30 protein-coding genes and 1 tRNA gene are annotated in these 26946 nt (G+C 40.8%); 8 read left to right on the top strand and 23 right to left on the bottom strand.

The genetic code is table 11. The features are described from left to right. Window positions 1-96: 96 nt before the first annotated feature. Window positions 97-1338: an O-antigen ligase family protein gene (locus tag L5B76_RS11220; protein ID WP_115249483.1), complete on the top strand. Its 1242-nt coding sequence runs from the start codon at window positions 97-99 to the stop codon at window positions 1336-1338. Between the two features lie 99 nt (window positions 1339-1437). Here the strand turns inward: L5B76_RS11220 and recR are convergent, their stop codons facing one another. Next, entirely contained in the window at window positions 1438-2043 is a 606-nt protein-coding gene (gene recR, locus L5B76_RS11215) for a recombination mediator RecR (protein WP_265755488.1), read from the bottom strand. Window positions 2044-2126: 83 nt separating this feature from the next. Next, the gene (locus L5B76_RS11210) at window positions 2127-2456 is read right to left on the bottom strand and encodes a YbaB/EbfC family nucleoid-associated protein (protein WP_265755487.1); all 330 of its coding nucleotides are present in this window, start codon (window positions 2454-2456) and stop codon (window positions 2127-2129) included. Window positions 2457-2574: 118 nt separating this feature from the next. On the opposite strand from L5B76_RS11210, the gene L5B76_RS11205 reads away from it, so the two are divergent. The 4 genes from L5B76_RS11205 (at window position 2575) to L5B76_RS11190 (ending at window position 6504) form a co-directional block, all read left to right on the top strand. Then, window positions 2575-4503 carry a DNA topoisomerase III gene (locus tag L5B76_RS11205; protein ID WP_265755486.1) on the top strand — a complete coding sequence of 643 codons (1929 nt, stop codon included), beginning with the start codon at window positions 2575-2577 and terminating at the stop codon, window positions 4501-4503. Between the two features lie 149 nt (window positions 4504-4652). After that, entirely contained in the window at window positions 4653-4991 is a 339-nt protein-coding gene (gene secG, locus L5B76_RS11200; RefSeq protein WP_115249482.1) for a preprotein translocase subunit SecG, read from the top strand. Window positions 4992-5006: 15 nt separating this feature from the next. Continuing rightward, window positions 5007-5092: transfer RNA gene (locus tag L5B76_RS11195), tRNA-Leu, on the top strand. Window positions 5093-5295: 203 nt separating this feature from the next. Then, window positions 5296-6504 carry an integrase arm-type DNA-binding domain-containing protein gene (locus tag L5B76_RS11190; protein WP_265755485.1) on the top strand — a complete coding sequence of 403 codons (1209 nt, stop codon included), beginning with the start codon at window positions 5296-5298 and terminating at the stop codon, window positions 6502-6504. A 161-nt stretch (window positions 6505-6665) separates the two neighbouring features. On the opposite strand, the gene L5B76_RS11185 is transcribed toward L5B76_RS11190, so the two are convergent. The 21 genes from L5B76_RS11185 to fdhD all read right to left on the bottom strand — a co-directional run bounded on the left by L5B76_RS11185 (window position 6666) and on the right by fdhD (window position 21990). Continuing rightward, window positions 6666-8483: a DNA primase family protein gene (locus L5B76_RS11185; protein ID WP_265755484.1), complete on the bottom strand. Its 1818-nt coding sequence runs from the start codon at window positions 8481-8483 to the stop codon at window positions 6666-6668. Next, window positions 8480-8830 carry a hypothetical protein gene (locus L5B76_RS11180; RefSeq protein WP_265755483.1) on the bottom strand — a complete coding sequence of 117 codons (351 nt, stop codon included), beginning with the start codon at window positions 8828-8830 and terminating at the stop codon, window positions 8480-8482. The genes L5B76_RS11185 and L5B76_RS11180 overlap by 4 nt, the downstream gene beginning before the upstream one ends. 2 nt (window positions 8831-8832) lie before the next feature. Then, a complete protein-coding gene (locus L5B76_RS11175; protein WP_265755482.1) occupies window positions 8833-9021 on the bottom strand; it encodes a hypothetical protein in 189 nt (62 codons plus the stop codon). Further along, window positions 9014-9253: a hypothetical protein gene (locus tag L5B76_RS11170; protein WP_265755481.1), complete on the bottom strand. Its 240-nt coding sequence runs from the start codon at window positions 9251-9253 to the stop codon at window positions 9014-9016. The genes L5B76_RS11175 and L5B76_RS11170 overlap by 8 nt, the downstream gene beginning before the upstream one ends. Further along, a complete protein-coding gene (locus L5B76_RS11655) occupies window positions 9246-9578 on the bottom strand; it encodes a host cell division inhibitor Icd-like protein (RefSeq protein ID WP_442780782.1) in 333 nt (110 codons plus the stop codon). The genes L5B76_RS11170 and L5B76_RS11655 overlap by 8 nt, the downstream gene beginning before the upstream one ends. Before the next feature lie 377 nt (window positions 9579-9955). Continuing rightward, the gene (locus L5B76_RS11160; RefSeq protein WP_265755479.1) at window positions 9956-10081 is read right to left on the bottom strand and encodes a hypothetical protein; all 126 of its coding nucleotides are present in this window, start codon (window positions 10079-10081) and stop codon (window positions 9956-9958) included. A gap of 23 nt (window positions 10082-10104) precedes the next feature. Continuing rightward, complete coding sequence (locus L5B76_RS11155) at window positions 10105-10338, bottom strand: helix-turn-helix transcriptional regulator (protein ID WP_265755478.1); 234 nt, start codon at window positions 10336-10338, stop codon at window positions 10105-10107. Between the two features lie 160 nt (window positions 10339-10498). After that, on the bottom strand, window positions 10499-11095 hold the full coding sequence (locus L5B76_RS11150; protein WP_265755477.1) for a hypothetical protein: 597 nt from the start codon (window positions 11093-11095) through the stop codon (window positions 10499-10501). A 280-nt stretch (window positions 11096-11375) separates the two neighbouring features. Beyond that, window positions 11376-11834 carry an HK97-gp10 family putative phage morphogenesis protein gene (locus tag L5B76_RS11145; protein ID WP_265755476.1) on the bottom strand — a complete coding sequence of 153 codons (459 nt, stop codon included), beginning with the start codon at window positions 11832-11834 and terminating at the stop codon, window positions 11376-11378. 76 nt (window positions 11835-11910) lie between these two features. Further along, entirely contained in the window at window positions 11911-13575 is a 1665-nt protein-coding gene (locus L5B76_RS11140; RefSeq protein WP_265755475.1) for a terminase large subunit, read from the bottom strand. Continuing rightward, window positions 13576-13944 carry a phage terminase small subunit P27 family gene (locus L5B76_RS11135; RefSeq protein ID WP_039083359.1) on the bottom strand — a complete coding sequence of 123 codons (369 nt, stop codon included), beginning with the start codon at window positions 13942-13944 and terminating at the stop codon, window positions 13576-13578. 310 nt (window positions 13945-14254) lie between these two features. Beyond that, window positions 14255-14617: an HNH endonuclease gene (locus tag L5B76_RS11130; RefSeq protein ID WP_065232357.1), complete on the bottom strand. Its 363-nt coding sequence runs from the start codon at window positions 14615-14617 to the stop codon at window positions 14255-14257. A 9-nt stretch (window positions 14618-14626) separates the two neighbouring features. Continuing rightward, window positions 14627-14950, bottom strand: a complete 324-nt coding sequence (locus tag L5B76_RS11125) for a head-tail connector protein (protein WP_265755474.1) — start codon at window positions 14948-14950, stop codon at window positions 14627-14629. Further along, entirely contained in the window at window positions 14937-15293 is a 357-nt protein-coding gene (locus L5B76_RS11120) for a phage head closure protein (RefSeq protein ID WP_265755473.1), read from the bottom strand. The genes L5B76_RS11125 and L5B76_RS11120 overlap by 14 nt, the downstream gene beginning before the upstream one ends. Further along, entirely contained in the window at window positions 15277-16491 is a 1215-nt protein-coding gene (locus L5B76_RS11115; RefSeq protein WP_265755472.1) for a phage portal protein, read from the bottom strand. Before L5B76_RS11115 ends, L5B76_RS11120 begins: the two co-directional genes overlap by 17 nt. A gap of 1 nt (window position 16492) precedes the next feature. Continuing rightward, on the bottom strand, window positions 16493-17053 hold the full coding sequence (locus L5B76_RS11110) for an HK97 family phage prohead protease (RefSeq protein ID WP_265755471.1): 561 nt from the start codon (window positions 17051-17053) through the stop codon (window positions 16493-16495). Window positions 17054-17098: 45 nt separating this feature from the next. Further along, window positions 17099-18286, bottom strand: coding sequence for a phage major capsid protein (locus L5B76_RS11105; protein WP_265755470.1), 1188 nt, complete (start codon window positions 18284-18286; stop codon window positions 17099-17101). Between the two features lie 5 nt (window positions 18287-18291). Beyond that, window positions 18292-18711 carry a phage tail terminator protein gene (gpU, locus tag L5B76_RS11100; protein WP_265755469.1) on the bottom strand — a complete coding sequence of 140 codons (420 nt, stop codon included), beginning with the start codon at window positions 18709-18711 and terminating at the stop codon, window positions 18292-18294. A gap of 490 nt (window positions 18712-19201) precedes the next feature. Continuing rightward, entirely contained in the window at window positions 19202-20410 is a 1209-nt protein-coding gene (locus tag L5B76_RS11095) for an IS256 family transposase (RefSeq protein ID WP_013745008.1), read from the bottom strand. A gap of 357 nt (window positions 20411-20767) precedes the next feature. Further along, on the bottom strand, window positions 20768-21124 hold the full coding sequence (locus L5B76_RS11090) for a hypothetical protein (RefSeq protein WP_265755468.1): 357 nt from the start codon (window positions 21122-21124) through the stop codon (window positions 20768-20770). 35 nt (window positions 21125-21159) lie between these two features. Continuing rightward, window positions 21160-21990: a formate dehydrogenase accessory sulfurtransferase FdhD gene (gene fdhD, locus L5B76_RS11085; RefSeq protein WP_265755467.1), complete on the bottom strand. Its 831-nt coding sequence runs from the start codon at window positions 21988-21990 to the stop codon at window positions 21160-21162. Between the two features lie 231 nt (window positions 21991-22221). Here fdhD and fdnG point away from each other — a divergent pair, with 231 nt between their 5' ends. The 3 genes from fdnG to L5B76_RS11070 are packed head-to-tail and all read left to right on the top strand — an operon-like array spanning window position 22222 to window position 26882. Then, window positions 22222-25278 (top strand): formate dehydrogenase-N subunit alpha, encoded by a 3057-nt coding sequence (gene fdnG, locus L5B76_RS11080; RefSeq protein WP_146256877.1) that lies wholly within the window; start codon window positions 22222-22224, stop codon window positions 25276-25278. Between the two features lies 1 nt (window position 25279). Continuing rightward, on the top strand, window positions 25280-26203 hold the full coding sequence (gene fdxH, locus L5B76_RS11075; RefSeq protein WP_103853121.1) for a formate dehydrogenase subunit beta: 924 nt from the start codon (window positions 25280-25282) through the stop codon (window positions 26201-26203). Further along, entirely contained in the window at window positions 26196-26882 is a 687-nt protein-coding gene (locus L5B76_RS11070; protein ID WP_265755466.1) for a formate dehydrogenase subunit gamma, read from the top strand. The genes fdxH and L5B76_RS11070 overlap by 8 nt, the downstream gene beginning before the upstream one ends. The last annotated feature ends 64 nt before the right edge of the window (window positions 26883-26946 follow it).

Raw genomic sequence — 26946 nt, 5'->3', positions numbered from 1 at the left:
TGACACAACGTCAGCCTAATTTTTACCGCAGCACTAGCAATCTTAACCATTTTCACGCATACTTAAACCCAGAATTTTTCATTTGGGTTATGATTTATGCTTAATAAACGTTATTCTTTTGGTTATTTATTTGTAAACACTGCTGTTTCAATTTATTTTTTATCCATCTTTCTTTTTAAGCGTAGCTATAACATTGCTCCCGCCTTACTCATTTTAGCAGCACTGATTCTTTTTATAACAAGTAAAGAAAGAAAAAATATCTTTAAATTTAATAACGAACAAAAGACATTAGCGTTCAGTTATCTTTTCTACTTTGCAACACTTGCATTTTCTGTATTATTCCATCACGGAAAATTAAACGAATTAGATAATCCTAGTCGCATTTTGCTATTCTTACCAATCATTCCATTATTAGTTAATTACAAACTTAGCTTTCATATTTTAATAAAAGTTATTCCTTTCTCTGCCTTATTAGCTGGAGTTATTGCACTTATTCAGCGTTTTTATCTTGGGTATGAACAAGCATATAGTAATGTTATGCATATTCAAGGTGGTGATATGGCTATGAGCTTAGGTGTTTTTTCAATTTGTATTAGTCTATATTTTTGGACAAATAAAAATAAGAAATTTGCCCTATTCATATTATTCTGCGCATTAATGGGAATGTTAGGAAGCATTTTATCCACAGCTCGTGGTGGCTGGATTGGTGTACCATTTATACTGGCTTTCACCTTATATATTTATCGCAAAAAACTGCCTAAATATTTCTTTCCTATCCTATTTTCTGCAATTTCAACATTTGTTGTTATTGTTTCTCTCACCAACACGGGAGGCATTATTGATCGCATCAATGCGGCTAAAGCAGATATTACGCAATATGTGAGTAGCGAAAACACTTCTACTTCTGTTGGTGCACGTTTCGATATGTGGAAAGCCTCTTGGATTGCGATTCAAGAAAAACCTATTTTAGGTTGGGGCAAACAAGGTATTTACGACAAAAAACAAGAACTTGCAAAAGAAGGCATTATTAGTGAATATGCAGCAAGTTTCGTGCATAACCACAATCAATTTATTGATGATACAGTAAAAAAAGGGCTAATTGGACTTATAGCCTTATTATTTGTTTTTATTGTTCCTTTACGCTTTTTTATTAGCAACTTAAAAACAGATAATCCAGAACTATTATGCCTTTCTAGTTTGGGGATCATTCACGTTATATCTACAATGTTTTATAATTTTTCACAAAGTTTCTTTAGCCATAACTCAGGAAATATTTTCTATTTCTTTTTGATTGTGATTTTTTATGCTGCTATTAAAGTGCTAAAGAATAAAAATTAAGACATAAAAATGATGCCCTATTATAAGGGCATTATTTTTAAAGTGCGGTGCTTTTTCTGTTATTTTTCTTGGGCATCGTAGATAAAAATATCTATTTTCCTAATACTGAATCTCTCTCCGCCCTGAGAAAGAATGCCCGAGGGTGTTGCTATCCACGGTTTCTAACTCGCCGCCGACAGGAATACCGTGCGCAATGCGGGTTACTTTAATATTTTGTTGCATACAAAGTTCTGCGATGTAATTGGCGGTTGCTTCACCTTCTACCGTTGGGTTGGTGGCAAGGATCACTTCACGAAAGGCTTCATTTTGTAGGCGTTTGTTTAGTAAATCTAAGCCGATTTCTCTTGGGCCAATGCCGTCTAACGGGGAAAGATGCCCCATTAAGACAAAATAACGTCCTGAAAATTGCCCTGTTTGTTCAATGGCTTGAATGTCGGAAGGCTGCTCTACCACACAAAGCAAGCCTGTGTTTTGACGGCGTGGATTATTGCAAATGGTGCAAACTTCTTCTTCCGTAAAGGTTCGGCACTGTTCGCAATGGCCAATTTGCGACATTGCGGCGGTTAATGCACGGGCGAGATCCATTCCACCACTGCGATCTCGTTGCAATAAATGATACGCCATTCGTTGTGCAGATTTCGGGCCAACACCAGGTAAACAACGTAATGCGTCAATAAGATTTTCTAATAATGGGCTTGTTTGCATTGTTTTGCCTAAAAATAAACAAAAAACACACCGCACTTTGATTTTTAATAAGAAACGAAGTGCGGTGCAAAATTAGGGAAAATTTAGAATGGCATTTTAAAGCCAGGGGGTAATGACATTCCTGCGGTAACAGATGCCATTTTTTCTTTTTGCAATTCTTCTGCACGACGAACCGCATCATTGAATGCCGCCGCGATAAGATCTTCGAGCATTTCTTTATCGTCTTCCATTAGCGAAGGATCGATTTCAATGCGGCGACAATTATGCGCGCCATTCACGGTGATTTTTACCAAGCCTGCGCCTGATTCGCCTGTTACTTCCAACTGTGCAATTTCTTCTTGCATTTTTTGCATACGATCTTGCATTTGTTGAGCTTGTTTCATCAAGCTGCCTAAGCCACCTTTTCCAAACATAATTTTTATCCTCAATGTTAATAAGTGGCGACATTCTAACGAAAAATTAATAAATTGGGAATAATCAAATCTGTGTTAGAATGCCGAACTTTGTTTTAGATGATTGATGTTGTCCCCTATGCGATTATTTATAGCCGAGAAACCTAGCCTTGCCCGCGCCATTGCTGATGTGTTACCCAAACCTCATCAGCGCGGTGATGGTTTTATTCGCTGTGGTGAAAATGATTGTGTCACTTGGTGCGTTGGTCATCTGTTAGAACAAGCCGAACCTGACGCTTACGATCCCAAATTCAAAACTTGGCGCGTGGAAGATTTACCTATCGTGCCGCAAAAATGGCTGCTTATCCCCAAAAAATCAGTGAAAAAACAGCTAGATACGGTAATAAAGCTGATTCATCAAGCCGATCAACTTATCAATGCAGGCGACCCTGATCGTGAAGGGCAATTATTGGTGGACGAAGTGTTTAGCTACGCCAATCTTTCTGCTGAGAAAAAAGCCCAAATTCAACGCTGCTTAATTAGCGATTTAAACCCAAGTGCGGTACAAAAAGCGGTAAAAAAATTACAATCGAATCAAAACTTTATCCCTCTTGCCACCTCTGCGCTGGCGCGCACCAGAGCGGATTGGCTGTATGGTATCAATATGACGCGTTCTTACACTAAGCGTGGACAGAATGTGGGCTATCGTGGCGTGCTTTCGGTAGGACGCGTGCAAACGCCTGTGCTGGGCTTAATCGTTCGCCGTGATCTAGAAATTGAAAATTTCCAGCCGAAAGATTATTTTGAAGTGCAGGCTTTTGTGCAAACCAAGGAAGAAATTCCGCAAAAATTCACCGCACTTTGGCAGCCAAGTAAAGCGTGCGAAGATTATCAAGATGAAGACGGCCGTGTGCTTTCCCGCGCCTTAGCGGAAAATGTGGTGAAGCGCATTACAGGCCAGCCTGCAACGGTAACGGATTATCAAGACAAACGCGAAAAAGAAACCGCGCCCTTGCCTTATTCCCTTTCCGCCTTGCAAATTGATGCGGCAAAACGCTACGGGCTTTCAGCGCAAGAAGTGTTGGATACTTGCCAGCGCTTATATGAAACGCACCGCTTGATTACTTACCCGCGTTCCGATTGCCGTTATTTGCCCGAAGAACATTTCGCTGAACGCCATAAAGTGATGAATGCCATTTCCATTCACGCGCCCGATTATCAGCCGTTACCGACTATTATCAATCCTGAACAGCGAAACCGTTGCTGGAATGATAAAAAGGTGGAAGCGCACCACGCAATTATCCCAACAGCAAAAAATCGGCCTGTCAATCTGACGCAAATGGAACGCAATATTTATCAGCTTATCGCGCGTCAATATCTCGCCCAATTCTGCGCAGATGCGGAATACCGCCGTTGTAAAATCACCTTAAATATTTCAGGGGGGAAATTTGTTGCGGCAGCGAGCAATTTACAAGCGGCAGGCTGGAAAGAACTGTGGGGCAAAGAAAATGATGAGCAAAATAACGCTGAACCCTTGCTGCCTGAAGTAAAAAAAGGGCAAGAATTATTCTGTGAAAAAGGCGAAATTCTGAGTAAAAAAACGCAACCGCCAAAACCCTTTTCAGATGCGACACTGCTTTCCGCTATGACTGGGATCGCGCGTTTTGTACAAGATAAAGCGTTAAAAAAAATCTTACGCGAAACCGATGGTTTAGGTACAGAAGCCACGCGTGCCAGCATTATTGAACTGCTATTTAAGCGTGGTTTTGTTTATAAAAAAGGGCGTCATATTCATAGCACCGAAACAGGACGAATTTTAATTCAAGCCCTGCCTGACATCGCCACACTACCAGATATGACCGCCCACTGGGAAGCACAGCTCAACAGCATTAGCCAAAAAGCGCTGAGTTATCATCAATTTATGCACGAATTGGTGCAATCCCTGCCTGAAATGCTCAGTTATACCAATTTTGATGCATTACGACAGCTCGGCATACTTTCAAGACAAATGGCCACCAAGACAGCTAACAAAGGTTACAAACGCAAAAGTGCGGTAAAAAAATCGTAAATTTTTCGCTGCACTTTTCAGCAAAACAGAAAAATTTGCTTACAATTAAAACAACTAACCATTTTTTGCTGAAAATCCCTTGCGTGTCATTGTAATATTCGCTAATATTCGCGCGTTAAATTTGCTATTCAAGAACAAGAGAAGAAATAATGTATCAAGCACTGTTAATTATCTACTTAGTGGTTTCCGTTGTCCTTATTGGTTTTATTTTAATCCAACAAGGTAAAGGTGCAAATGCAGGCGCATCATTCGGTGGCGGTGCATCGGGTACAGTATTTGGTGCAAGTGGTGCAGGTAATTTTTTAACTAAAACCACCGCTATTTTAGCGATTGTTTTCTTCGTTGTAAGTATTGCTATTGCGAATATTAATTCTCACAGAAATAACGTTGAAACAGGGAAATTTGATAATCTTTCACAAGTTGCTGAAAAAATTCAAGAACAGCAACCAAAAGTAGAAGAAAAACAAAACTCAGATATCCCACAATAATTTAAACCGAATTTTGCTCTGATGGTGGAATTGGTAGACACGCTATCTTGAGGGGGTAGTGTCCATAGGACGTGCGAGTTCAAGTCTCGCTCAGAGCACCAAAACACTTAACTAAGCCTTTCGCAACCACTCGAAAGGCTTTTTTAATGCCTGTAATTTCAAGGGTTTATCGCATTTCACCTATCGCAACTAATCGTAGCTAATTGAGTTAAGGCGCGGATTTTAGTAACAAGTTTAGTAACAAGATGCTACACTTTAAAATATTTCCCAAAAAATCTTGTTACTACAACTACGAGGAATGCTTATGCCACGCATCACGAAGCCACTCACGAACACAGAAATAGATAAGGCTAAAATCAAAAATAAAGAGTATAACTTAACCGACGGTAACGGGCTTATTTTAAGAGTTAAGCCTACTGGCGCTAAGGCTTGGCTATTTAATTATTATCATCCAGTTACGAAAAAGAGAACTACTTTTACGATTGGAGTTTATCCAAGCATTACCCTAGCCCAGGCTCGCGCTAAGCGTGAAGAATTTCGAGCGCTACTTGCTCAAGGTATCGATCCGCAAGAGAAAGCCAAGGAAGAAGAACAGGCTATCAATGATCAAATAGAGAACAGTTTTTTGTCTGTAGCTGAAAAGTGGAAAGAGAAAAAAGCATTAGAAATTGAGCCTATCACCTTGAAGAAGAATTGGCGACGCTTGGAAACTTATGTTTTCCCTTTGCTCGGACATTTGCCCATTGCTGAAGTGCTGCCTAATGTGGTGATTAAATCCCTTGAGCCATTAAGCCACCAAGGCAAAGGCGATACACTAAAGCGCACTATTCGCTTAATAAACGAGATTTTAAATTATGCCGTGAACTATGGCTTATTGCCTTTTAATCCTTGCGCTAACGTTAATGCGGTGTTTAATTTTGGCAAGAATGAGCATAATCCTACTATTCGCCCTGAAGAATTGCCAGAGCTGCTTTATAAGCTACAAAATTCAAAGATGACGCTATTTACTCGCTGCTTAATCAAATTCCAGCTTTTAACAATGACGCGGCCAATTGAAGCCAGTAGCGCAGAATGGGCTGAAATTGATTTGGCTAAATCGTTGTGGGCTATCCCCGCAGAAAAAATGAAAACCAGAAAAGCGCATACAGTGCCACTTTCTACCCAAGCCCAGCAGGTGCTGAATGTAATGCAAGAATTTACTGGCAATGCGCAATATGTTTTTCAAAGTGCAAGAACGCCAAACAAGCCAATGAATAGCCAAACCGTGAATAAAGCCCTTGTTGATTTAGGTTACAAAAATAAACTAACGGGCCACGGATTGCGCTCAATTGGTAGCACTTATCTGAATGAGTATGAGCCGATGATTTCGCCTGATGTCATTGAGGCTTGTCTTTCTCACGGCATTAAAGATCAAGTTAGGCGTGCTTATAACCGTTCTGATTACCTTGAGCAAAGAAAAATAGTTATGCAAATTTGGGGCGATTATGTTGAAGCGTGTGAAAAGAAATTTTAATCGAAGAAAGTTTTTTTTCAAAAGGGTGTTCACCTCGCCATTTTTCCTTTTTTTCTATTATATTTCAATTAGTTAAAGGGTGAACACCCATATTCACCAAGTGTTCACCTATGCACCCAACAAAAAAAGGGCATTTACGCCCTTTAATTGTTTATAAGTATTTATTTTAAATAGGTTTTTATAAATTCCTCTATGTCTTTATGATGTACGTTAGTTTGATAGCCTGATTTTGTTTTTCGCTTTAAATAGTCAAATTGATTGCCGTGTTGTTTCAATCCTTGCTTGAGCGAACTTGAAAAATTATTCAGATTTAATGAATTTATATCTAAAGCGCTCGTAAAACCTAAATAGGCGGGATAAAGGTGCGTTGTTTCTCGTCCAATCATTCTTGCATTGCCAATAAAAAGCCCGTCGCATTTTTCGCTAGTAATGAAATACCCACAAAATTCCGTGATATGATCGGTTTGTGCTTTGATTTCTAGTGCCTCTTGGCTTGTCTGCTGATTATATAAAGCCCGTTTTGCGTCCATTGGGTCTTTAAATCGTTGGATAAGCTGATAAACCACGCCACTAATTTCTTGCTCAATCTTTGATAATAGTTGCGGATCTCTTTGTTCATTAGGCACAACGCGATCAAAGTGATAAATAACACGCCGTCTATCAATCCCCCCGCAACGTTCTGTAAATCGAGTGGCTTCGTTATTGACTATCATCACAATTGCTTGAATAACCGCATCAAAGGGTTTTCTATATTTCGGGTTGATACTAACGGGATCGCCCCCTGTAATGCTCTTTAATCCAGAACCATCACCGCCATAGCGAGATTGTTCAGAGCTGATGATCAGATTTTTATTGATAAAATTCTCTCGCCCCCTTGGGTCGTCCATATCCTCTAAACGTCCTTGGCTAGTGCTATTGTTGCCCACTAGCATTGTAGCGATTTTGGCAAAAACAGATTTACCACTTCCCCCATCGCCTGTTACTTCAAGAAATAGTTGCCAATCGTAGCGGTTAGTTAAAATGGCATAAAGCCCCGCAAGAATATTGGTTTTCTTCTGCTCATTGCCGTTGGCCACAAATTCCAGCCAGTTATCAAAGTGTGGTGTTAGCTCGGGCTTGCCCGTGTAATCGCAATCAAGGTGAGAAATGACAAAATTTTCACGTTTAATATGCTCAAAGGTTAAATCATTGCGGTTTAACGTGCCATTTTTGAAATAAATCAATGTAGAAGCTGGATCAAGCATTTTAGGTAATTGCATTTTTAAGGTGTTGATCAGCCTTAAAACAGTCACATCACTATATAAAAGTTGATTTGCCTCAAAAAATTCTACGGCTTTTTCTTCTAGCGTTTCATCGTCCAATGCTTCCCAAATACTGCCATTATAGGCATAGATTTCACGGCTGCCACGTTGTAAAGCTAAATCCAATCCTAACCACTGCTTGAACGCACGAGATTTTTCGCTCGTTGCTGATTTATCTTTCACTGTTACCGCATCAACTTCGCTTGCCTGTGCGATAATTTTCGCGGTTTCTGCTTCTTCGCCTTGTTCTCGCAGGCGTTGAATATAACCGCTTAAATTTTCATTCAAGGTTAAGGTTACACTATCCACTAATTCTACAATTTCGGCTTTTGTGGTGGTGGCAAGGTGTAAGCAAAGTGCGGTGATTTTTTCTTGAGAAAGTTCTCCGCATTGAATGAGTTTTATTGAACGCTGTTCATCGGTCGCAATATGCCAACTAGTCAACTCGGCTAACTGATTATCCCCTAAAATCACGGGCTTTTGCTCATAGCGGGGGATTTCTCCCCCTGCAGTTTTAAAAGGTGAAATTTGCAAACCATCAGCGATATTACGCCATTCTATGCCTGCTCCTTTGTCCCACGCTTGCCAAGCGCGAGAACCAACCAAAACAAGCAAGTCAAAGGCGTGTTTATTCCACGGCTCTTTTAAGTGCGGTGCATTTTTAATGAATTTTTTCATTTGTTGCCCTCCGCCAATTTCTCGCTTTCCATTCGTTCTATTTCTAGCTTTTCCACGTCCGCCACTACGGTCATTAGAAGCCCAATTAAAAACTTGGTTGAACGCTTAAAGGCTTTATTCTTCGCTTGCTGAGTGGTGTTCAGTTCTTGATTATTAATTAGCTCAAGTAGCAATTCTCGCCCTTGTGCAAGCCCCTCTAGCAGAGCTTGACTTTCCTTTTTCATTTGAATTTTATGGTGGAAATCATCAGGGAAATTCTCAAAGCATTTACGGTTAGCTTGTTTGATTAGCTCGCCTTGGCGTTTCCATTGTGGGAAATGGCTAATTGTTAAGGTTGGCTTACTCATCTCTATACCTCCCCTAAATGCTCTAGACCTTGATCCATTAATACCAATGCACCACGCAAAGCGGTTTGCATATCAGTAATATCCATTTCATTCGCATTACTTGCCATTAAAATAATAGTGTAGGCTTCCCATAAGCGGGATTGTGCTTGCAAATAATGTTGATCTTGTGTGGTTTTGTTTGGTTTAGTCATTACTCACCTCCGCTTTGTTGTCTGTTTGTTCTTGCTCAAGGGTGATCGCTTGATATAAATCCATTAATGCACCTTCTGCCAGTAAATTAAAACCATTCACTAGCGTTAAATCGCTCTGGCTGTATTGGCTTTCTATGTGGCTTTTTAATAAGTAAATCAGGGCTTCCAGTTCAGAAAAGCGCGCTAACATAAATTCTTGTTTGATATTTGGGGTAATAGAGAGATTACGCATTTTTCACCCCCAAGATCACAAAAAATGGGGCAACTTGTGCGGTGGCTTGATCGATACTGTCGGCATTTATGCGTACGGTATAGCGAGGGAAAGAGGAAAGATGTTTTTTGGTATTGCGTAAGTCTGAACGGCTTACGGCTTTGAATAGATAGATCATTGCTGTAACTCCAATGTTAATTATTCTAGAAGTTACCGCTAAAGTTCTCAGGCTTGGGCGGTAACGTGTTACGGGCTGAGAAACTGCGAACATTGGAACACAGCAAAGGGCGAAACCTTTCCCATAACACGCCACCATAGAGAGAAATGCCGTTGTGCAAATTTGCATAACGCTTTCTTTGGGTGTGTTTGTGCTACGCATAAAAAAACACGCATTAATAGGCGTGTTACTATACGCCAATGTTTTATCGTTCGAGTTCTCAGGCTCGGCACTGTTTGAAAGTGCGGTATTAAAATACGATAAATTTATGGCGGTTGTAAAGTTTTTTAATTGTGAATTATTTTCACATTTGATAAAATTATTTTGAATTAAATTCATAGAATATCCTTTGAGTTTAGTTCAGAAAGATATACGGCAGTGAGCTGTATCGAGTTCTTTTCTGTAAAATTGACGTGATGGTTAATGCATTCACTTCTAGGGCGATCCTTGAAGTGGGAAATAACGCCGCTAGGGTGATCCTTGTGGCGTTTTTTCTTGCCTGCGTTTTATTTAATTAGGTGATAACCAAAAGCACAGGCAACCGCTAATAGTGCTAAGCCACCACAACATAAAAAGAATTTAATGCCACTTGATACGGTTTGCTTTGCTCTGTCTGCGCCTTGCGTGCTCATATTTCCCTTTATATTGATCATCGTTATTCAACCAAACCAATTTCGGTTTGGTTGCCAGAACGTGCTGATTTCTGTTCTTCAATCCAGGCATTCACTTCATCTAAGTCCCAGCGGATAAAATTTTGTGAAAAGCGGATCGGCTGTGGGAATTGATTTGCTTTAACTAGCTCATTCAATTTCGTGCGGCCAAAGCCAATAAAGGCAGTAACTTCTTTGCCTGAAATGAGTTTTTTAGATTGGGTTTGTGATTGGTTCATAAAAAAATACCTCTCGTTTGTTGAACTATTTATCGGGTTCGTAACGTTACGAGGGGTATTAGAAGGGATTTTTGAATTTGCTCAAATAACATAAGTTGCTTATGTAATGTTAAAAGTAACTTATATAATGCGATAAGTTACTTTTGTAACCTAAAAGAGATTATATTTTAGGTTTAAGCGGTCTAATCCAGCGTTTAATCGTATCAATGCTTTGAGTAAGATCTAATTTATCTTTTATATCTATTGCCATTTGCTCGATCGTTGTTTTGGGGTGATTTGCCCACACATCCTTAGCCCATTCTTCGGCTTTGATTTGGTCATTTTTCTTGGCTTTTGGTGATTTCCCTTTTATTTTTCTATCTACTTTCGCGTAAACACTTGCTTCTTCTTTTAATTGATTGAACTCCATAATGGCATTCATAGAATATGAAAAAATCTCTCTAATGAATTGCTCATCTGTAATTTTTAGATCGTTATTATTTTTTGAATTGATAAATTCTAAACATTTATCTAGCATTTCTGCCATTAATTCACTAATGCTTCGTTTTTCAAATGGAATAAAAGTATTATTTTCAATCGCTTCCCCCATATAAATTTCGCGCATAAATTTCTTTTCAAAATTTAATTGGTTTTCTAAGACGCGATCAAAAGATATTAAACGCCCATTAGTAGCATATGCTTTTTTACATACGCCAATTAAATATTCAAGCAAGTATTTTTCACCAAGTTCTTCATTTATTTTTGCAAAATCAGTCATAAATGCCCCTTTCGCATTTTCCTTTATGAATGGAAACACGCCAGCAAGCTAAGGGGGCTTGTTTTCGGTGATCAGCCTAGGCGCGTTTGATTGAATGCAATTTATCGCTAAAAGTTGAATGGCGATTGATTGCGGTGAGTTTATTTATTGAGTGGGTATGATATAATAACTTCGTTATTTTTGGAAAGAAATAACGCCCGTAGATTTGCAATGACAAATAGGCAATACGGTATAGGTGTCCCAACCTAAAACGCCCTCAGAATTGAGGGCGTACTCCTATCTAGCGCATAAACTTTTTCATTTCTTCAAAGTATTTATTTTTCGCTGCTTCTAACGCACGCTTTTCACCTAATCTCTTTCCTTGTTCCATAAAGTTTGCCCCTCTCATTTTGCTTGTTCCGCGATCAACAAGAAACCAGTAGAACGGATCTGTTTTATCTCTCGTATTAGCGTGAATGCTTGCCATTTTTCGCCCTTTTGTTCGTCTGATCCTGATGATAGCCTTTCCGCTTTCTTTATCTCTGGCAATCGTTGTTTTATGTCTTAAGTTATTTTTTAAGGTGTTCTTTCTGCGGAAATCCGTGCTTTTACTTAATACGGGAATAATCGGCTTAACAATATCTTTATAAACCTTTGCCCCTGCATTTAATCCTTTCCGCATTGCTTTGCCGTTCTCATTATTTAAGGCATTTTTTGCTTTACGCATAAACTTTTCAATTTCTTTGCTAAAATTTCCCATTCTATTTACTCCAATAATAAAAGAAATAATACATTGCGCCGCTATAAATCAGCAGGTAAATTAATTCATTGTTCATCTATAAATCTATTCCGTTAAATTGTTCTAATGCCTGTTGATGTTCGTTGGATAGTTCAAAAATCACATCACCATATTCAAGTTGATAAGTGCCAAAAGACATCAAGAAGGCGATCGCTGGGTCAATTTTATTGGCTGCCTTTTTCTTATTCGGCTTGATATTGGCGTTTGCGTCGGTTTCCATTACGACGTTAGACAATGCCCAAGCAAGCACTGGGTCGCCGTTGTGTTCTATCACTTGACGATTGATTAAGACTTCCGTTGATTTTGCCACGGGGCTAAAGCGTTGATAGGTTTGTGGGAAGGCTTCAACTTCTAGCCCTGCCGCTTGTAGCTGGGTTCTTAGGTGTGTGGCATTCCAAACATCAAAGCCAATCATTTTGATGTTGAATTGTTCGGCATCTTTTAAAATATCATCACGGATTTTGTCATAATCGATACAATCCCCCTCTGTTACTCTTAGCCAACCTTGGCGCACCCATTGGCGATAGATAGCGCGGTTTTTGTTGGCCACATTGTTAAGCTGATATTCGGGCAGATAATGGCGCGTTATCAACCGCACTTTCTTTTCTTGTGGGAAGGTGTAGCAAATACTGGTTAAATCGTTGGTTGAAGAGAGATCCAAGCCCATATAGCAATCTTGGTGAAGTAAATCTTGTTCGCTGTAATCACGCTTGCACTGCGCCCAACTGCCTTCACTTAGCCACGGTGTTTGTCCTTGGCACCAAACATTAAAGCGTTTAGTGAGCATTTCCACCCATTCGGACGGTATGCCACGGGCTTTTTTAATGGTGTTCTCAAAATCAAGTTGCGGAATGGATTTATTAATATTGGGGTTAGCTTTGATCCAATTTTCGGGCTGGTCAATTTCGCTTTCGTCGTCCAATTCAAAAATCAGAATAAACAAGCTGTCATTCTGTTCATTGCCTGCCAGAATTTGGGCGCAATAGTCATAATGCTGTTTGCACGCTGAAATGGTGTTACTGCCTGCGGTGGTGATGGCAAATAATAGCCCTTCTGGTCTTGCACCTTGCCCAAGATCTAAGGCGCTATAAACGCTGTTATCTGCGTGTAGGTGATATTCATCAACAATAGCAAGGCTTGGGTTAGTTCCTTCAATGGTGCTAGATTTCGCTGCCAGTGGGCGCATTAAGCTATTGTTCTTGGGGTTGATCAGTTTATGCTGTAGAATGCTGATCCGCTTTTTCAATGGTGTAGAAAGCAAGCACATTTGGCGTGCGTCATCAAAAACAATACGCGCCTGATCACGGCTTACGGCCGCAGTGTAAATGTCTTGTTGCCCTTTTTCCATAATCAGAAACCAATTCGACAATACGGCCGCAACGGTAGATTTCGCATTTTTCCTTGCCACTTGTACATAAGCGGAACGGTATTTACGCAAGCCTGTATCTTTGCGTTTAAAGCCCAATAGATTAGCAAAAAGAAAGATTTGCCAATCAGATAATTCTATCGGCTGTCCTCTTAAATGCCCTTTTACGTGTGGGCATAAGCGAGAAAAAGCGAGAAATTTTTGCACCGCACTTTCATCAAAGAAATAATCAGGGTTGCTTAAATCCGCAAAATAACGGGCTACGGCTTGTTTGATTTTCTGGCAAGCGATAATTTCCCCGTTCTGCACTTGCTCAGCATAACGACGCCACGGCATTTACATCACCAAGATTTCATCAATGGCGTCCGTTTCTTCCGTTTCCACTGGATTTTTACGACGACTAACAGGATCGAAACCTAGCAAGGAAGACATTTTAATCATCACTTTTTCCGCATCTGATTTTGCAGAAAGTGCGGGGTTGCGTGATTGCGTGCCTTGAGAATTAACAATAATGAAGCCATTTTTCGCTAAATCTGCCACAGAATGACGCCAAATTGCGTAGTTTTCGCAATAAATTTCAAGGTTGGTTAAATCTTCAGGTTTAATATCGCCACGTTCTGAAAGTTGCTTAATGCGTGCTTTCCATTGTGATTTAGCGATCTCATCTAAAAATTCAGGTGCTTTATAGCTTTTTCGTTTATTCATTGTTTTCCTTATTTTCAAAAAAATCACTGCGCATAAAAATTTGAGGGGGCGGGCGGTTCTACGGCTTTCGGCTTTTCTTTTGAAAACTCCCCCTACCCTGTCTATCTCATTGTTTTTAAAACAAAGCTCAAAATTGAGCTTCGCAAAATCCATTTCTGGATTTCGTCCAATTTAATCAACGAGACCAATTTTGAGCTGGTTTAGTTGTTACCATATGGCAACAACTGAATGAACTGTGGGCATATGCCCACGGTTGAAATAGTTATGGTTATCAGAATGCAGATTTGCATTGTGGTTATATCACCACAACTTACTTCTTCGCCCCAAATCCTCGCTTGTCTATTACTCTTGTCTTGTAGCTATGGCAATCACGGCATAAGGCTTGATGGTTGCTTGCTACCCAGAAGAGCGGATCAGCCTGTCCATTCTCTACGGGCTTGATATGGTCTATCACTGTCGCGGGTGTATGTAGTCCCTTTGCTAAGCACATCACACATAAAGGGTTATGCTTTAAGTATTGCGTGCGGTATTTGCTCCATTTGTGATCGTAGCCTCTTGCGCTACTGCTTGGGCGATTGTCCTTTGGTTTGGTCTGGTGTTCTTCACATCTGCCAGATTTCACGCGATTACGACAACCAGGGAAAGAACAACGCTTTAAAGGTTGATAAGGCATAACATCACCTTAATAGATACAGGGTTCGCGGTACACTTCCCACAGGGATTTGATTGTCATTGGCACAATCGTTTGATTAATATCCGTGGTGATTTCCCTGTTAGTGTAAAGGTGCGCAATATACATCAAGCAGCCCACTTTGATTGTGGGATAAAAAGGGATTGTGGTTGCGCTTTCTTCTTCCGCAAAAGTTTTCCCTATATGACGTTGTGCCACTTCGATTGATACCACGGCATAACGTTCTAACAAGTCATCATCAAGATCAAAATCTTCCATTATGTTCAAGTGTGCTTTGATTTCCTCTAGCGAAATAACAAGATCAACGCTCGCCATAAGCTTCCCCTTCCTTACACATTAACTGTAGTTCTCTGTGTTCGTCCTTGCTGTCGATTACTGAATAAATATCCCAATGTTGATCACCATATTTCACCCGCATTTTTCTTGTTACATTGGGCAAATAACGAATGCGCACGCGGATAATATTTTCACCTAATTGAAATGGTCCACTAAAATATTCGCGCCCTTGCAAGGGTTCAATACTTGCCCGCACCGTTGCCACATCTTCCCAAAATGTTTTATTGCCACCATAAGGATTGAACTGCTTTTCTTTCTCGTGATTGCGCGCTTGCAAGGTGATCACTTTGTTATATTTCCCGGCTCTAATCATTCTCGCCATTGTTACCACCTTTTTTCACTTCTACAGTCTGTTTCCACGCTTGGCTAAATTCATCACCGCCAACATAAGGCGAAAGCCCCTCACGTCTGCGCACTTCATTAGGGTTCATAATGCCGGCTTTAATGGCCGTGTCGTAACTATTGAAGCGATCGTTTTGACTGGTTCGCAATAAATCACTGGTATCAAATTCAATTAAATAACGTTGCTTGCTTTGGCGGCTAACGTCCACCATCAGCGCATCTTTTAACTGTTGTTCAAAGTTAGTCAGCCACGGGCGCAAGGTTTGCGACAAAAATGCACGGCTTGCTTCGCTAAAATTGGAATAGCTACTATTGGAATAATCTTGCAAAAAGATTGGGCTGATATTGTAAATGCGCGCAATATCGGAAATCGTAAACGTACGGCTTGCTAACCATTCCGCATCTTGGTTCGTCATTCCTAACTGCTTATATTCCATTGAGCCTTCAAGCACCGGTGTTTTACCCGCATTTTTTGCCCCTTTGTAACGCTCTAGGGCTTTTAAGGCTTTTTGCCCTTTGGCTTCATCTAGCCATTCTGCCGTTGTGATAAGTCCGCTTGCCATTAAACCGTTTTTCATTACTGCCGCACCGTGTTTCTGTTGCGCAATGCCTAAGCCAACGGTTTCACGACAAATAGCAATAGGAGAACGCCCCATAAAGCCGTCAAGTGAAGAATGGCGTAAATGCAACACTTCATCTTGCAAATAGTTCTTTGTCTTGCCCTCTAAATCGGTGATTTGATAAATATGCTCACCTTTTGGGGTGCGTAAAATATTCACTGCACTAGGCTGATAAGGCGTAAGGCTGACTGGCTCACCCTGCTTATTCCACTCAATCACGGCATAAGCATTCCCATTTAGTAAACAATGGCGCATTAGGGTATATTTGAATTGATACGGCGTTTGATTGCGGTTCGGCATTTCATTCAATAAATAATCAACAGGGTGATCGAAAACACGCTCACGCCCATCTTGCTTTAATTGATACAAATAGCACGGCATTGACGCCACCGCTTCCGCAATCACGGTAACGGCATTCATTACTGCAGGCAAGGCTTCCGCTGTCTGTGGGCTAACAAATTCACCCGCTGACGTATTTGATACGCCCAAATAGGAAATCAACTCATCAATTCCCAAAGGCTGGCTACGTTGTTCTGTCTTGCGTTTAAATGGCCACATCTTATAACCCCGCTAAATCAGCCCAATAAGATAAAAGTGCGGCGCTTTTTTGTTGCATTTTTGCTTTGGCTTGCGCCATTGAACGGCTGGCAATCTGCACATTGCTTTCAGGATAAGCGGGAATGCTGGTTACAGTGATTTCCACTAATTCCGCACTATTGACCGTTCTCAAGCACGGCGTGGCTTCAAAATCCCACGCTTCCGCCTTGGCATAAAAGCCAAAAGACATTCCTGAAATATCGCCACGTTCTACACTAACTAATAAATCACGCCCTAACGTGGTGTCTGGCGGAGTAAGCTCAAAGCGCAATCCAACGGCATCTTCTTCCAGTTTCAACGTGCCGGCACTGGTTCGCCCAAGTAGCTTAGTGTGATCGTGTTCAAATAACGCCCGCACATCTTGGCCACTGGCTAAACTCGCTGCAAAAGCATTCGGTGCGAACTGTTCAACAAAATCCCCCCAGATTAATTCACTTGGGCTATTCCATTGCACCACATAGCCAACCAGCTTTTTATCTTGCGCTTGAATATCAGATGAACGGATTTCAAAATCTTTATTCATAATCTACCTACTGACAAAAAAGGGGCTGAATGCCCCTCTGATTGGTTATGCTGTTGTTTCAATAAACTTGATGGCGTTACTATCCACCACGCCACCGCCCAAATATTTATCCGTGTGAACTTTATAAAAGCCCGGTTCGGTGATATTGTCTGGGCGAGTACGTACGCCTGTTTCGTGATCCACTATATAATAACCTCGTTTAAAATCACCAAAAGCAAGCACTGCCTGATTTGCGCCACCTGTTGGCATTGTTTCCAAATAATAAACAGGGCGACCCAATAAAGTACTTGGTGCATCAACAGTTAAACCATCACGCCAAATAAAATCACCATTTTTATTTTTCAATTTCTGCAATGTGGCCGCAATGCTTGAACTCATTACCCAAACCGCATTTTTACGGTATTTGCTATGCAAGGTGTAGAATAAATCAATTAGCGCATCAGCCGTGATTTTGTCTGCACTGGTTACTTCTAACTTCTGCAACTCGCCAAAAGTGCGGGCTTTATCATTCGCCGTAGAACGGGTATAAGCTAATAGCCCTTTTGCTTTCTTGTCGCCATCACCAGAAGTTAAATCAACTTCTTCCGTCTCGGTGAAGCTCTCACTAATTTCTTCAGTCAGCCAGCCCAACACATCAATAGAAGAAAAATCTAAAATCTCTTGGGTTGTTTTCGGGTAAGCATAGATTGGATTTAATGCGATAGTAACTTCATTTAATTTCGGGGTGTTCGTGCCTGTGCGCGCTTGACCTTCTTCACCGTGGTTCACTACCGCACCGCCAGCAGAAACCAATTTCTTATATTCTTTCGCACCAACAGGCAAACGCACCACATTAGCAATCTGACGCATTACGCTATCATCTGTTAAGCGTTTCATCACTTCTTTGTCTAATTGTGGGATCACGGAATAGCCGCCATCATCATTTGCCGTAGTGGAAAGATTAGAACGCAATTCACCCGTTTTAATGTAATGACGTAATTCATCATTGGTAAATTGGGCTTTATTGCGGGTTTCTACTGGCTCACCTTTTTGACTGCGTTCTTCATCGGCCACCGCTTCATAGCGGGCGATTTCATCAGACATCTGTTTAACTAACTCTTTCAGCTTATCAAACTGACCGATTTCTTCTTCGTTCAGTGAACGATTTTCTTTTTCTGCCTTTTCCAACAAAGCGCGCATTTCTGCCGCGTGTTGTGCTTTTTGTTGGCGAAGTTCTAATAACTTTTTAAACATAGTTTTTATTCCTCAAAATTATTAATTTGTTCAAATTTATATGTAATATCAAAAGCAATAGCTGAAGAAATCCATACATTGCTGGTGGTATCAAAATCATAGTCATAACTACGAGCAAATTTTATTGAAAGATTTTCAAAAGCGTGCTTTAAGATAAGGTTATAAATTTTTTCAGAAAGTGCATCTAGGCCAGCTTCACCGACCTCAAAAGGCAAGTAAGAAACAATATTTAAACCAGCGTGCCATTCCTGATAGCCTATTACACTTTGATCTGCATTCGCATCATCAATAAATACAGCTACCAGAGGCAAATCCGCATCTAAATCCGCAATTCTAGGAACTCCATTAGAATAACGGCTAATCCCCTCTAGATTATTTTCCAAAAGGGAAAGCACCTCTTTCCTAATATCATTATGAATATTCATTTTTTGCCTCAAATTTCTTCTTAATTAAGAAGGCTACAATTAGCCCATATCACAAGATAAACAGATATTTAGGAAAGTAAATAGCTTATTTTTTAGGCGATTAGATACGATAAGTTACGAAAAGTTAATAAAGTTTAAATGATTATTTTTTAACCAAACAAAAGAAGAGAAAACAAGATTTTTAAAGGGTGAACACGGGTGAACACAGGTGAACACCGGTGTTCACCCTAAAAAGATAATATAAGATATTAATATATAAGTATTTTTTCTTTAAAATTTTAAAAGGTGAACACGGTGAACACAGTTATAAAAAAATATATTTGATTTAATAAAAAGTAAGAATAGAATATCTGAAGCAATCAATGAATTTTGTGTGATTTTTGTTTTTAGTAACAAGGATAGTAACAAGAAATCAAACAGACGTAAGAATATCATTATATATCAATAAATTAGACCCTATCCCAAATTCTGTGTAAACACCCATTTCAACTTAACGGTGATCGTCGAGGCGATCACCAAAATCAATCATAAAACGATTCATTGCCTGTTTCCAGTTTTGAATCGGCATTGTCCATTTCTTTGACGCATCTTTCATCGCCAGCCATATTACCTTGAACACCGACTCATCCGTCGGGAATACATTGCGTTTTTTAATGACTCGCCGAATCACGCTATTGAGTGACTCCACCGCATTGGTGGTATAAATCGCTTTGCGAATATCCGACGGATAATCAAAAAATGTCGCGATATTCGCCCAATTCTCCTCCCAACCTCTCGCTACAAGCGGGTATTTTTCCTGCCATTTTTGCGAAAGTGCGGTCAAATTCTCGCGTGCTTGCATCTCCGTCGGGGCTTGATACACCTGTTTTAAATCCGCAGTCACCGCCTTGTAATCTTTCCATGACACATATTTCAAACTATTACGCACCAAATGCACAATGCAAAGCTGAATCTTGGTTTGGGGATAAACGGCATTAATGGCGTCAGGAAAGCCTTTTAAACCGTCCACACACGCAATTAAAATGTCTTTTAAACCGCGATTTTGCAGCTCTGTTAGCACGTTTGCCCAGAACTTCGCGCCTTCGTTTTCGGCAATCCAGAGTCCGAGTAATTCTTTATGCCCCTCCAAATTCACACCCAACGCCACAAAGACGGACTTGTTGATAATCCGCCCGTCTTGACGCACTTTGACCACGATGCAATCCAAATAAACAATCGGATACACCGCATCAAGCGGGCGATTTTGCCATTCCAAGACGCGCTCTTTAACCGAATCTGTCACGCGAGAAATCAAGCTCGTTGACACATCAGCATCATAGAGTTCTTTGAACATTTCGACGATTTCTTGATTGCTTAAGCCTTTGGCATATAAGGCGATAATCTGCTCGTCCATTCCGGTAATTCGGGTTTGGTTTTTCTTGATAAGCTGCGGTTCAAAGGTGCCCTCACGGTCACGAGGGGTATCAATTTCCATTTCACCCTCATCACACATCACAGTTTTGGACGTATAGCCGTTACGCGCATTTTTGCCTTTTCGTGGCTGATGTTTTTCATAACCAAGGTGGTCAGTCAGTTCCGCGTTTAGGGCTGCTTCGACCGTGATTTTTTTGAGCATTCGAGAAAACTGATTAAGGTCTTCCGGCGTTTTGAGGTGTTTGGCAAATTCTGCTGCCAAGGCGTGGAGTTGTTTTTCGTTCATAATAAAATACCTGTATCTAATGTATTATCTCAGAAACAGGCATTTACACAAATTGTGGGAGAGGCTCATAAATTAAAATTAATTTCAAGTCTCGCTCAGGCACCAAAACACTTAACTAAGCCTTTCGTAACCACTCGAAAGGCTTTTTTAATGCCTATAATTTCAAGGGTTTAGCCTATTTTACCTATCGCAACTAATCGTAGCTAATTGAATTAAAGCGCGGATTTTTGTTACACGTTTAGTAACACGCTGCTTAATGTGTTACTATCTGACTAAATAGCATGTTACAAAAACTATGGAGAACCATTAAACCACCAAGGCAACCCATAGATTTATCTAATTAGATTTTATTAGCTATTACATTTTTATATGAATGTTTATGTCTAAATCTTTACTATTACCATCTTTATCGGTAAAGGTTGCTTTTCCTTTAATTACATTTTCAACTTCATTTGCTTTATTTTCTAACTTAGCTAAACGGGCTTGAATAATCGGGCGCTGAATTTCTTTATTTAGGCTCTCGATATATTCATTATAACGCCGTTCTTCTGCACTAAGCGTTTTTGTTTTATTCTCTCTAATTATGCTAATTAGGCCAAAAGCAATCGCCAAGGAAAATACAATGCCAACATTTACCCAGCCTATTGCGTCAAATACAAACCATACAGAAATAGCTATAAATGGAGAAAACATAAACAAAATCAATTTCAACATAATTCCTCCTTATAATGGAAAATAATTGATAGTGACTACAAATCCTTAGCAAAATTCAACCGCTCTTTTCCGGTGTAAATCGTTGCTCTGTTCTCTCTAGCGAAGCCAATTAAGGTAAGTTGACTTTGTTTGGCTTGTTGCACTGCAAGGGCGGTGGCGGCGGAGATGGCAACTAAACATTCAATGCCAGCGCTTACGACTTTCTGTACCATTTCATAGCTCGCTCGGCTAGAAATTAGCACAAAACCTTGTTGCGTTGGTTGTTTGGCGTGCCAGCCCAAGAGTTTATCAAGGGCTACATGGCGGCCAACATCCTCTCGAATAGCAAGCAAGTTTCCTTGTAAATCAAAAAAGGCGGCGGCGTGGGTTGAACCGGTTTGTTGTCCAAGCTGTTGAGCCGAATGTAATTTTTTCAGGCAATCGTCAAGAAGAGAAATATCCAAAACAGAAGTGCGGGGCAAAATAGGCAAGTTTTTGTGGATTTGATCAAGCTGTTCTGTGCCACAAATGCCGCAACCCGTTCTTCCCGCTAAAGTGCGGCGGCGTTCTTTTAGAGCAACAAAACAGCGAGTAGCCATTTCTATCTGTACTTCGATTCCATTGCAGGTTTCTTCCACATCAATACCATAAATATCTGCGGGTTTTTCGATAATGCCTTCGGTTAAAGAAAAGCCAAGGGCAAAATCTTCCAAGTCTTGTGGGGAACACATCATTACAGTGTGGCTAATGCCGTTATAAACTAGGGCTACGGGGGTTTCTACGGCGAGATTATCTTCTCGTTCTTCGAGCAAAAAATCGTTTCCCTTTTGTTGGCTATTTGTTAATTTTTTGAAAAAAATAATTGGCGATTTTGTGATCCAGCTCAAGCCTTTCCCCTTCTTAATCAAGATTATTTATGGATTTTGCCCGTAAAAAGGCGTATCCTTAGCATTGTATGTATTTTGTTAATTGTAATACAATTTGCAATAAACTATACAGTACTGAATTTCATTGATGTATAAAATATAAATTTAGGCAAATTCAGTACCCAAACGAATATCGACAAATTCTACTACTACACAATAACACAACAATTTTGTTGGTTAAGGAGTATCTCTATGCAGGTCACAAGAAGAAAATTCTTTAAGATCTGTGCAGGTGGTATGGCAGGGACGTCTGCGGCGATGTTGGGCTTTGCTCCAGCAACAGCTTTAGCAGCTCCTCGCGAATACAAGTTATTACGCGGTAAAGAAACCCGTAATACCTGCACCTATTGTGCCGTAGGCTGTGGTATGTTGTTATACAGCTTAGGTGATGGCGCAAAAAATAGCGTGGGTAAACTTTATCACATTGAAGGGGACCCCGATCATCCAGTTAGCCGTGGGGCGCTTTGTCCGAAAGGGGCAGGCGCATTGGATTATGTAAATAGCCCACGCCGTGTGAAATACCCTGAAGTGCGTGAAGCAGGTTCAAGCGAGTGGAAACGTATTTCTTGGGAAGAAGCCATTGAGCGTATCGCAAAACATATGAAAGCAGACCGCGATGCCAACTTTGTGTTAAACAATGAAAATGGCACGCCTGTGAATCGTTGGATGACATCAGGTTTCTTAGCAGGCTCTGCTTGTAGTAATGAAACGGGTATCTTAACGCAAAAATTTGTGCGCTCACTCGGTATGATTTATACCGACAACCAAGCGAGTATCTGACACGGACCAACGGTAGCAAGTCTTGCTCCATCATTTGGTCGCGGTGCGATGACCAACCACTGGGTTGATATTAAAAATGCTGATTTAGTAATCGTAATGGGCGGTAACGCAGCGGAAGCTCACCCTGTTGGGTTCCGTTGGGCGATTGAAGCGAAAAAACAAAATGGTGCGAAGTTAATGGTGGTTGATCCACGCTTTAACCGTACGGCTTCAGTTGCAGATATTTATATGCCATTGCGTTCTGGGACAGATATTGCCTTTTTATCTGGCGTTATTCGTTATTTATTAGAAAAAGATCAAATCCAACACGAATACGTTAGACATTATACGAATGCGGCATTCCTCGTTGATGAGAACTTCAAGTTTGAAGACGGCTTGTTCTCAGGTTATGATCCTGAAACACGCAAATATGATCGTTCAACTTGGCGTTATCAGTTTGATGCGGAAGGCCAGCCTATTCGTGATCTGACCTTACAACACCCTCGTTGCGTGATTAATCTGTTAAAAGATCACGTTTCTCGTTATACCCCTGAAATGGTAGAACGTATCACGGGTACACCACAAAAAAGTTTCTTACAATTCTGTGAAGAAATTGCCAAAACCTCTGCACCTGATAAAGCTGCAACCTTTATGTACGCATTAGGTTGGACTCAACATACTGTGGGTTCACAAAATATTCGTACGATGGCGATGATCCAGTTATTACTCGGTAATATCGGGGTTTCTGGCGGTGGTGTAAATGCGTTGCGTGGACACTCAAATGTACAAGGGATTACAGATTTAGGTTTATTCCCACATATGTTGCCGGGTTATATTCCATTGCCAACCGAAGCAGATACCAGTTTAGAAAACTTCCTAAACCGTATTACGCCAAAAACAATGATGAAAGATCAGGTAAACTACTGGCAAAATACGCCGAAATTTATGGTAAGTATGCTGAAAACCTTCTTTGGTGAAAAAGCCACGGCTGAAAATGAGTTCGGCTACCATTATTTACCGAAATTGCCGAAAGGCGGTATGGATCAAATGCGCTACATTGATGAAATGTATCAAGGTCGCGTAAATGGTTATTTCTGCCAAGGAATGAACCCTGTTGCCTCTTATCCAAATTCAGGCAAAATCATCAAAGCCTTAAGTAATTTGAAATACTTGGTGATTATGGATCCGTTAATTACGGATACCTCGGAATTCTGGAAAAACTACGGTGAATTTAATGATGTGAAAACAGAAGAAATTCAAACCGAAGTATTCCGCTTACCAACCACTTGTTTCGTGGAAGAACACGGTTCAATCGCTAACTCTGGTCGTTGGTTACAATGGCACTGGAAAGCCGTTGATGCCCCATTTGAAGCGAAAAGCGATGGTGAAATTCTTTCTGAATTAAGAGCGGCATTAATCGAGCTTTATCATAAAGAAGGTGGCGTATCACTGGATAGCCTTGAAGCGATGAGCTGGAACTATGACAATCCGCTTGAGCCAAAAGCAGAAGAAGTGGCGAAAGAAATGAACGGCTATGCTTTACAAGATCTCCTTGATGCCAACGGCAATGTGATCTTGAAAAAAGGCGAGCTACTTTCAAGTTTCGCACAAATGCGTGCTGATGGTAGCACTTCAGGTGCTTGCTGGATTTATACTGGTCAATGGACACAAAAAGGTAACCAAATGGCGAATCGCGATAACGCTGATCCGTCTAACTTAGGTAACACCTTAGGTTGGGGCTTTGCGTGGCCGATGAACCGCCGTATTATCTATAACCGTGCAAGTGCGGATTTATCTGGTAAACCTTGGAATCCAAAACGCCAGTTAATTAAATGGAATGGCAAAAACTGGAATTATGTGGACGTGGCAGACTTCGGTACAGCGCCACCAAATAGTCCTACCCTACCATTTATTATGCAACCAGAAGGGGTAAGTGGTTTATTCGTGCGTGAACGTATGGCTGATGGCCCGTTCCCAGAGCATTACGAACCAATTGAAACACCAATTGGCACAAACCCACTACACCCAAATGTAGTATCAAACCCTGTAGCGCGTATTTTGGAAAGCGATAAAGCAGACATTGGTACTTCGGAAGAATTCCCTTATGTGGGTACAACTTATCGTCTAACAGAACATTTCCACTTCTGGACGAAAAATGTGTTACTCAATGTGATTGCCCAGCCAGAACAATTTGTTGAAATTGGCGAAGCACTTGCAAAAGAGAAAGGCATCAATAATGGTGATTATGTCAAAGTTACCTCAAAACGTGGTTATATTAAAGCCGTAGCCGTGGTAACTAAACGTATTCGCCCACTCACTGCCGATGGCAAAGCCGTGCATACCGTAGGTATCCCAATTCACTGGGGCTTTGGCGGTATTGGTAAACAAGGTTTCTTTGCCAATAACCTTACCATTCGCGCAGGTGATGCAAATACACAAACACCGGAATCAAAATGTATGTTGGTAAATATTGAGAAAGTGGGGGCATAATATGGGAACTATTCAATCGCAAGATATTATTAAAGCCTCTGCAACATCGGGATTAACACCCCCACCGCAAGCGCGAGATCATCAGCTTGAAGTGGCAAAACTGATTGACGTAACCACTTGTATCGGCTGTAAAGCCTGCCAAGTGGCTTGTTCAGAATGGAATGATATTCGTGCCGAGCCGGAAAAATGTATCGGCTCATACGATAACCCGATTGATCTCAATGCCAAAGCTTGGACGGTGATGAAATTCAATGAAGTTGAAGAAAATGACCGTCTAGAATGGCTGATCCGTAAAGATGGCTGTATGCACTGTAGTGAGCCGGGCTGTTTAAAATCTTGCCCATCACCAGGTGCGATTATTCAGTATGCAAACGGCATCGTTGATTTCCAATCGGATAAATGTATCGGTTGTGGTTACTGTATCGCAGGTTGTCCATTCAACATTCCAAGAATGAACCCTGAAGATAACCGAGTGTACAAATGTACGCTTTGTGTTGATCGCGTTACTGTGGGTCAAGAACCCGCTTGTGTGAAAACCTGTCCAACAGGCGCAATTCATTTTGGTACAAAAGAAGAAATGAAACACTATGCGGAAACTCGCATTGCGGATCTCAAATCCCGTGGTTATGAAAATGCTGGGCTTTATGATCCAGAAGGCGTGGGCGGCACACACGTTATGTATGTGTTACATCACGCTGACAAGCCAGAGCTTTACTCAGGCTTACCGAAAGATCCACAAATTGACGTGACCGTGAAATTATGGAAAGACGTATTGAAACCAGTTGCAGCGGTGGCAATGGGAGGCTTAGTGCTTTCTGAAATTGCGCACTATCTTGCAGTTGGGCCAAATACGGAAGATCTAGAAGAACACGAAGAAGTCGTGCCAGAAGACGAACAAGCACATAAAGGAGGCGAAAATGAGTAAAGTTAAGATCAGCAACGATCAACGAGTTGTTCGCCACAAATTGCCTGCGCGTTTAAGTCACTGGTTACTTGTAATCTGTTTCTTCACCACAGGCTTATCAGGGCTTGCATTCTTCTTCCCTGATTTTGCTTGGCTAACGGAAATCTTAGGTAACCCAAGAATTGCCCGTTTTATCCACCCATTCACTGGGATAATAATGTTTATTGCCTTTATCAATCTTTGCTTGATTTACTGGCCTTACAACATTCCTGAGAAAAATGACTGGGTATGGCTAAAAAATATTAAAGAAGTCTTAAAAGGCAACGAACACGCCGTTTCAGACAACGGAAAATATAATTTAGGGCAAAAAATGCTATTCTGGACTTTAATCCTTGCAATGGTTACCCTATTAGCAACAGGAATTATTATGTGGCGACAATATTTCTCCCATAATTTCCCAATTCCTGTTATCCGCATTGCCATTTTGCTGCACTCAGCTAGTGCCTTTATGCTCTTTACTGGTATTATGGTACATATGTATATGGCATTCTGGGTGAAAGGTTCTATTCGTGGAATGGTTGAAGGTTGGGTAACGGTACGCTGGGCGAAAAAACATCACCCACGCTGGTTCCGTGAAGACATTCTGCCAGAACTTGAAAAGGAAGCCGCAGAAAAAGCGAAAGAAAAGCACGCTAAATAATTAGCAATGGTAAAGTGCGGTGGTTTTTTGCAAAATTTTGCAAATTTACACCGCACTTTCTTTA

It is taken from the genome of Avibacterium sp. 21-594 (genome assembly GCF_026226815.1).
In the GTDB taxonomy this organism is placed as follows: Bacteria; Pseudomonadota; Gammaproteobacteria; order Enterobacterales; family Pasteurellaceae; genus Avibacterium; species Avibacterium avium.
This window is presented reverse-complemented; position numbering and strand designations above follow the sequence as displayed.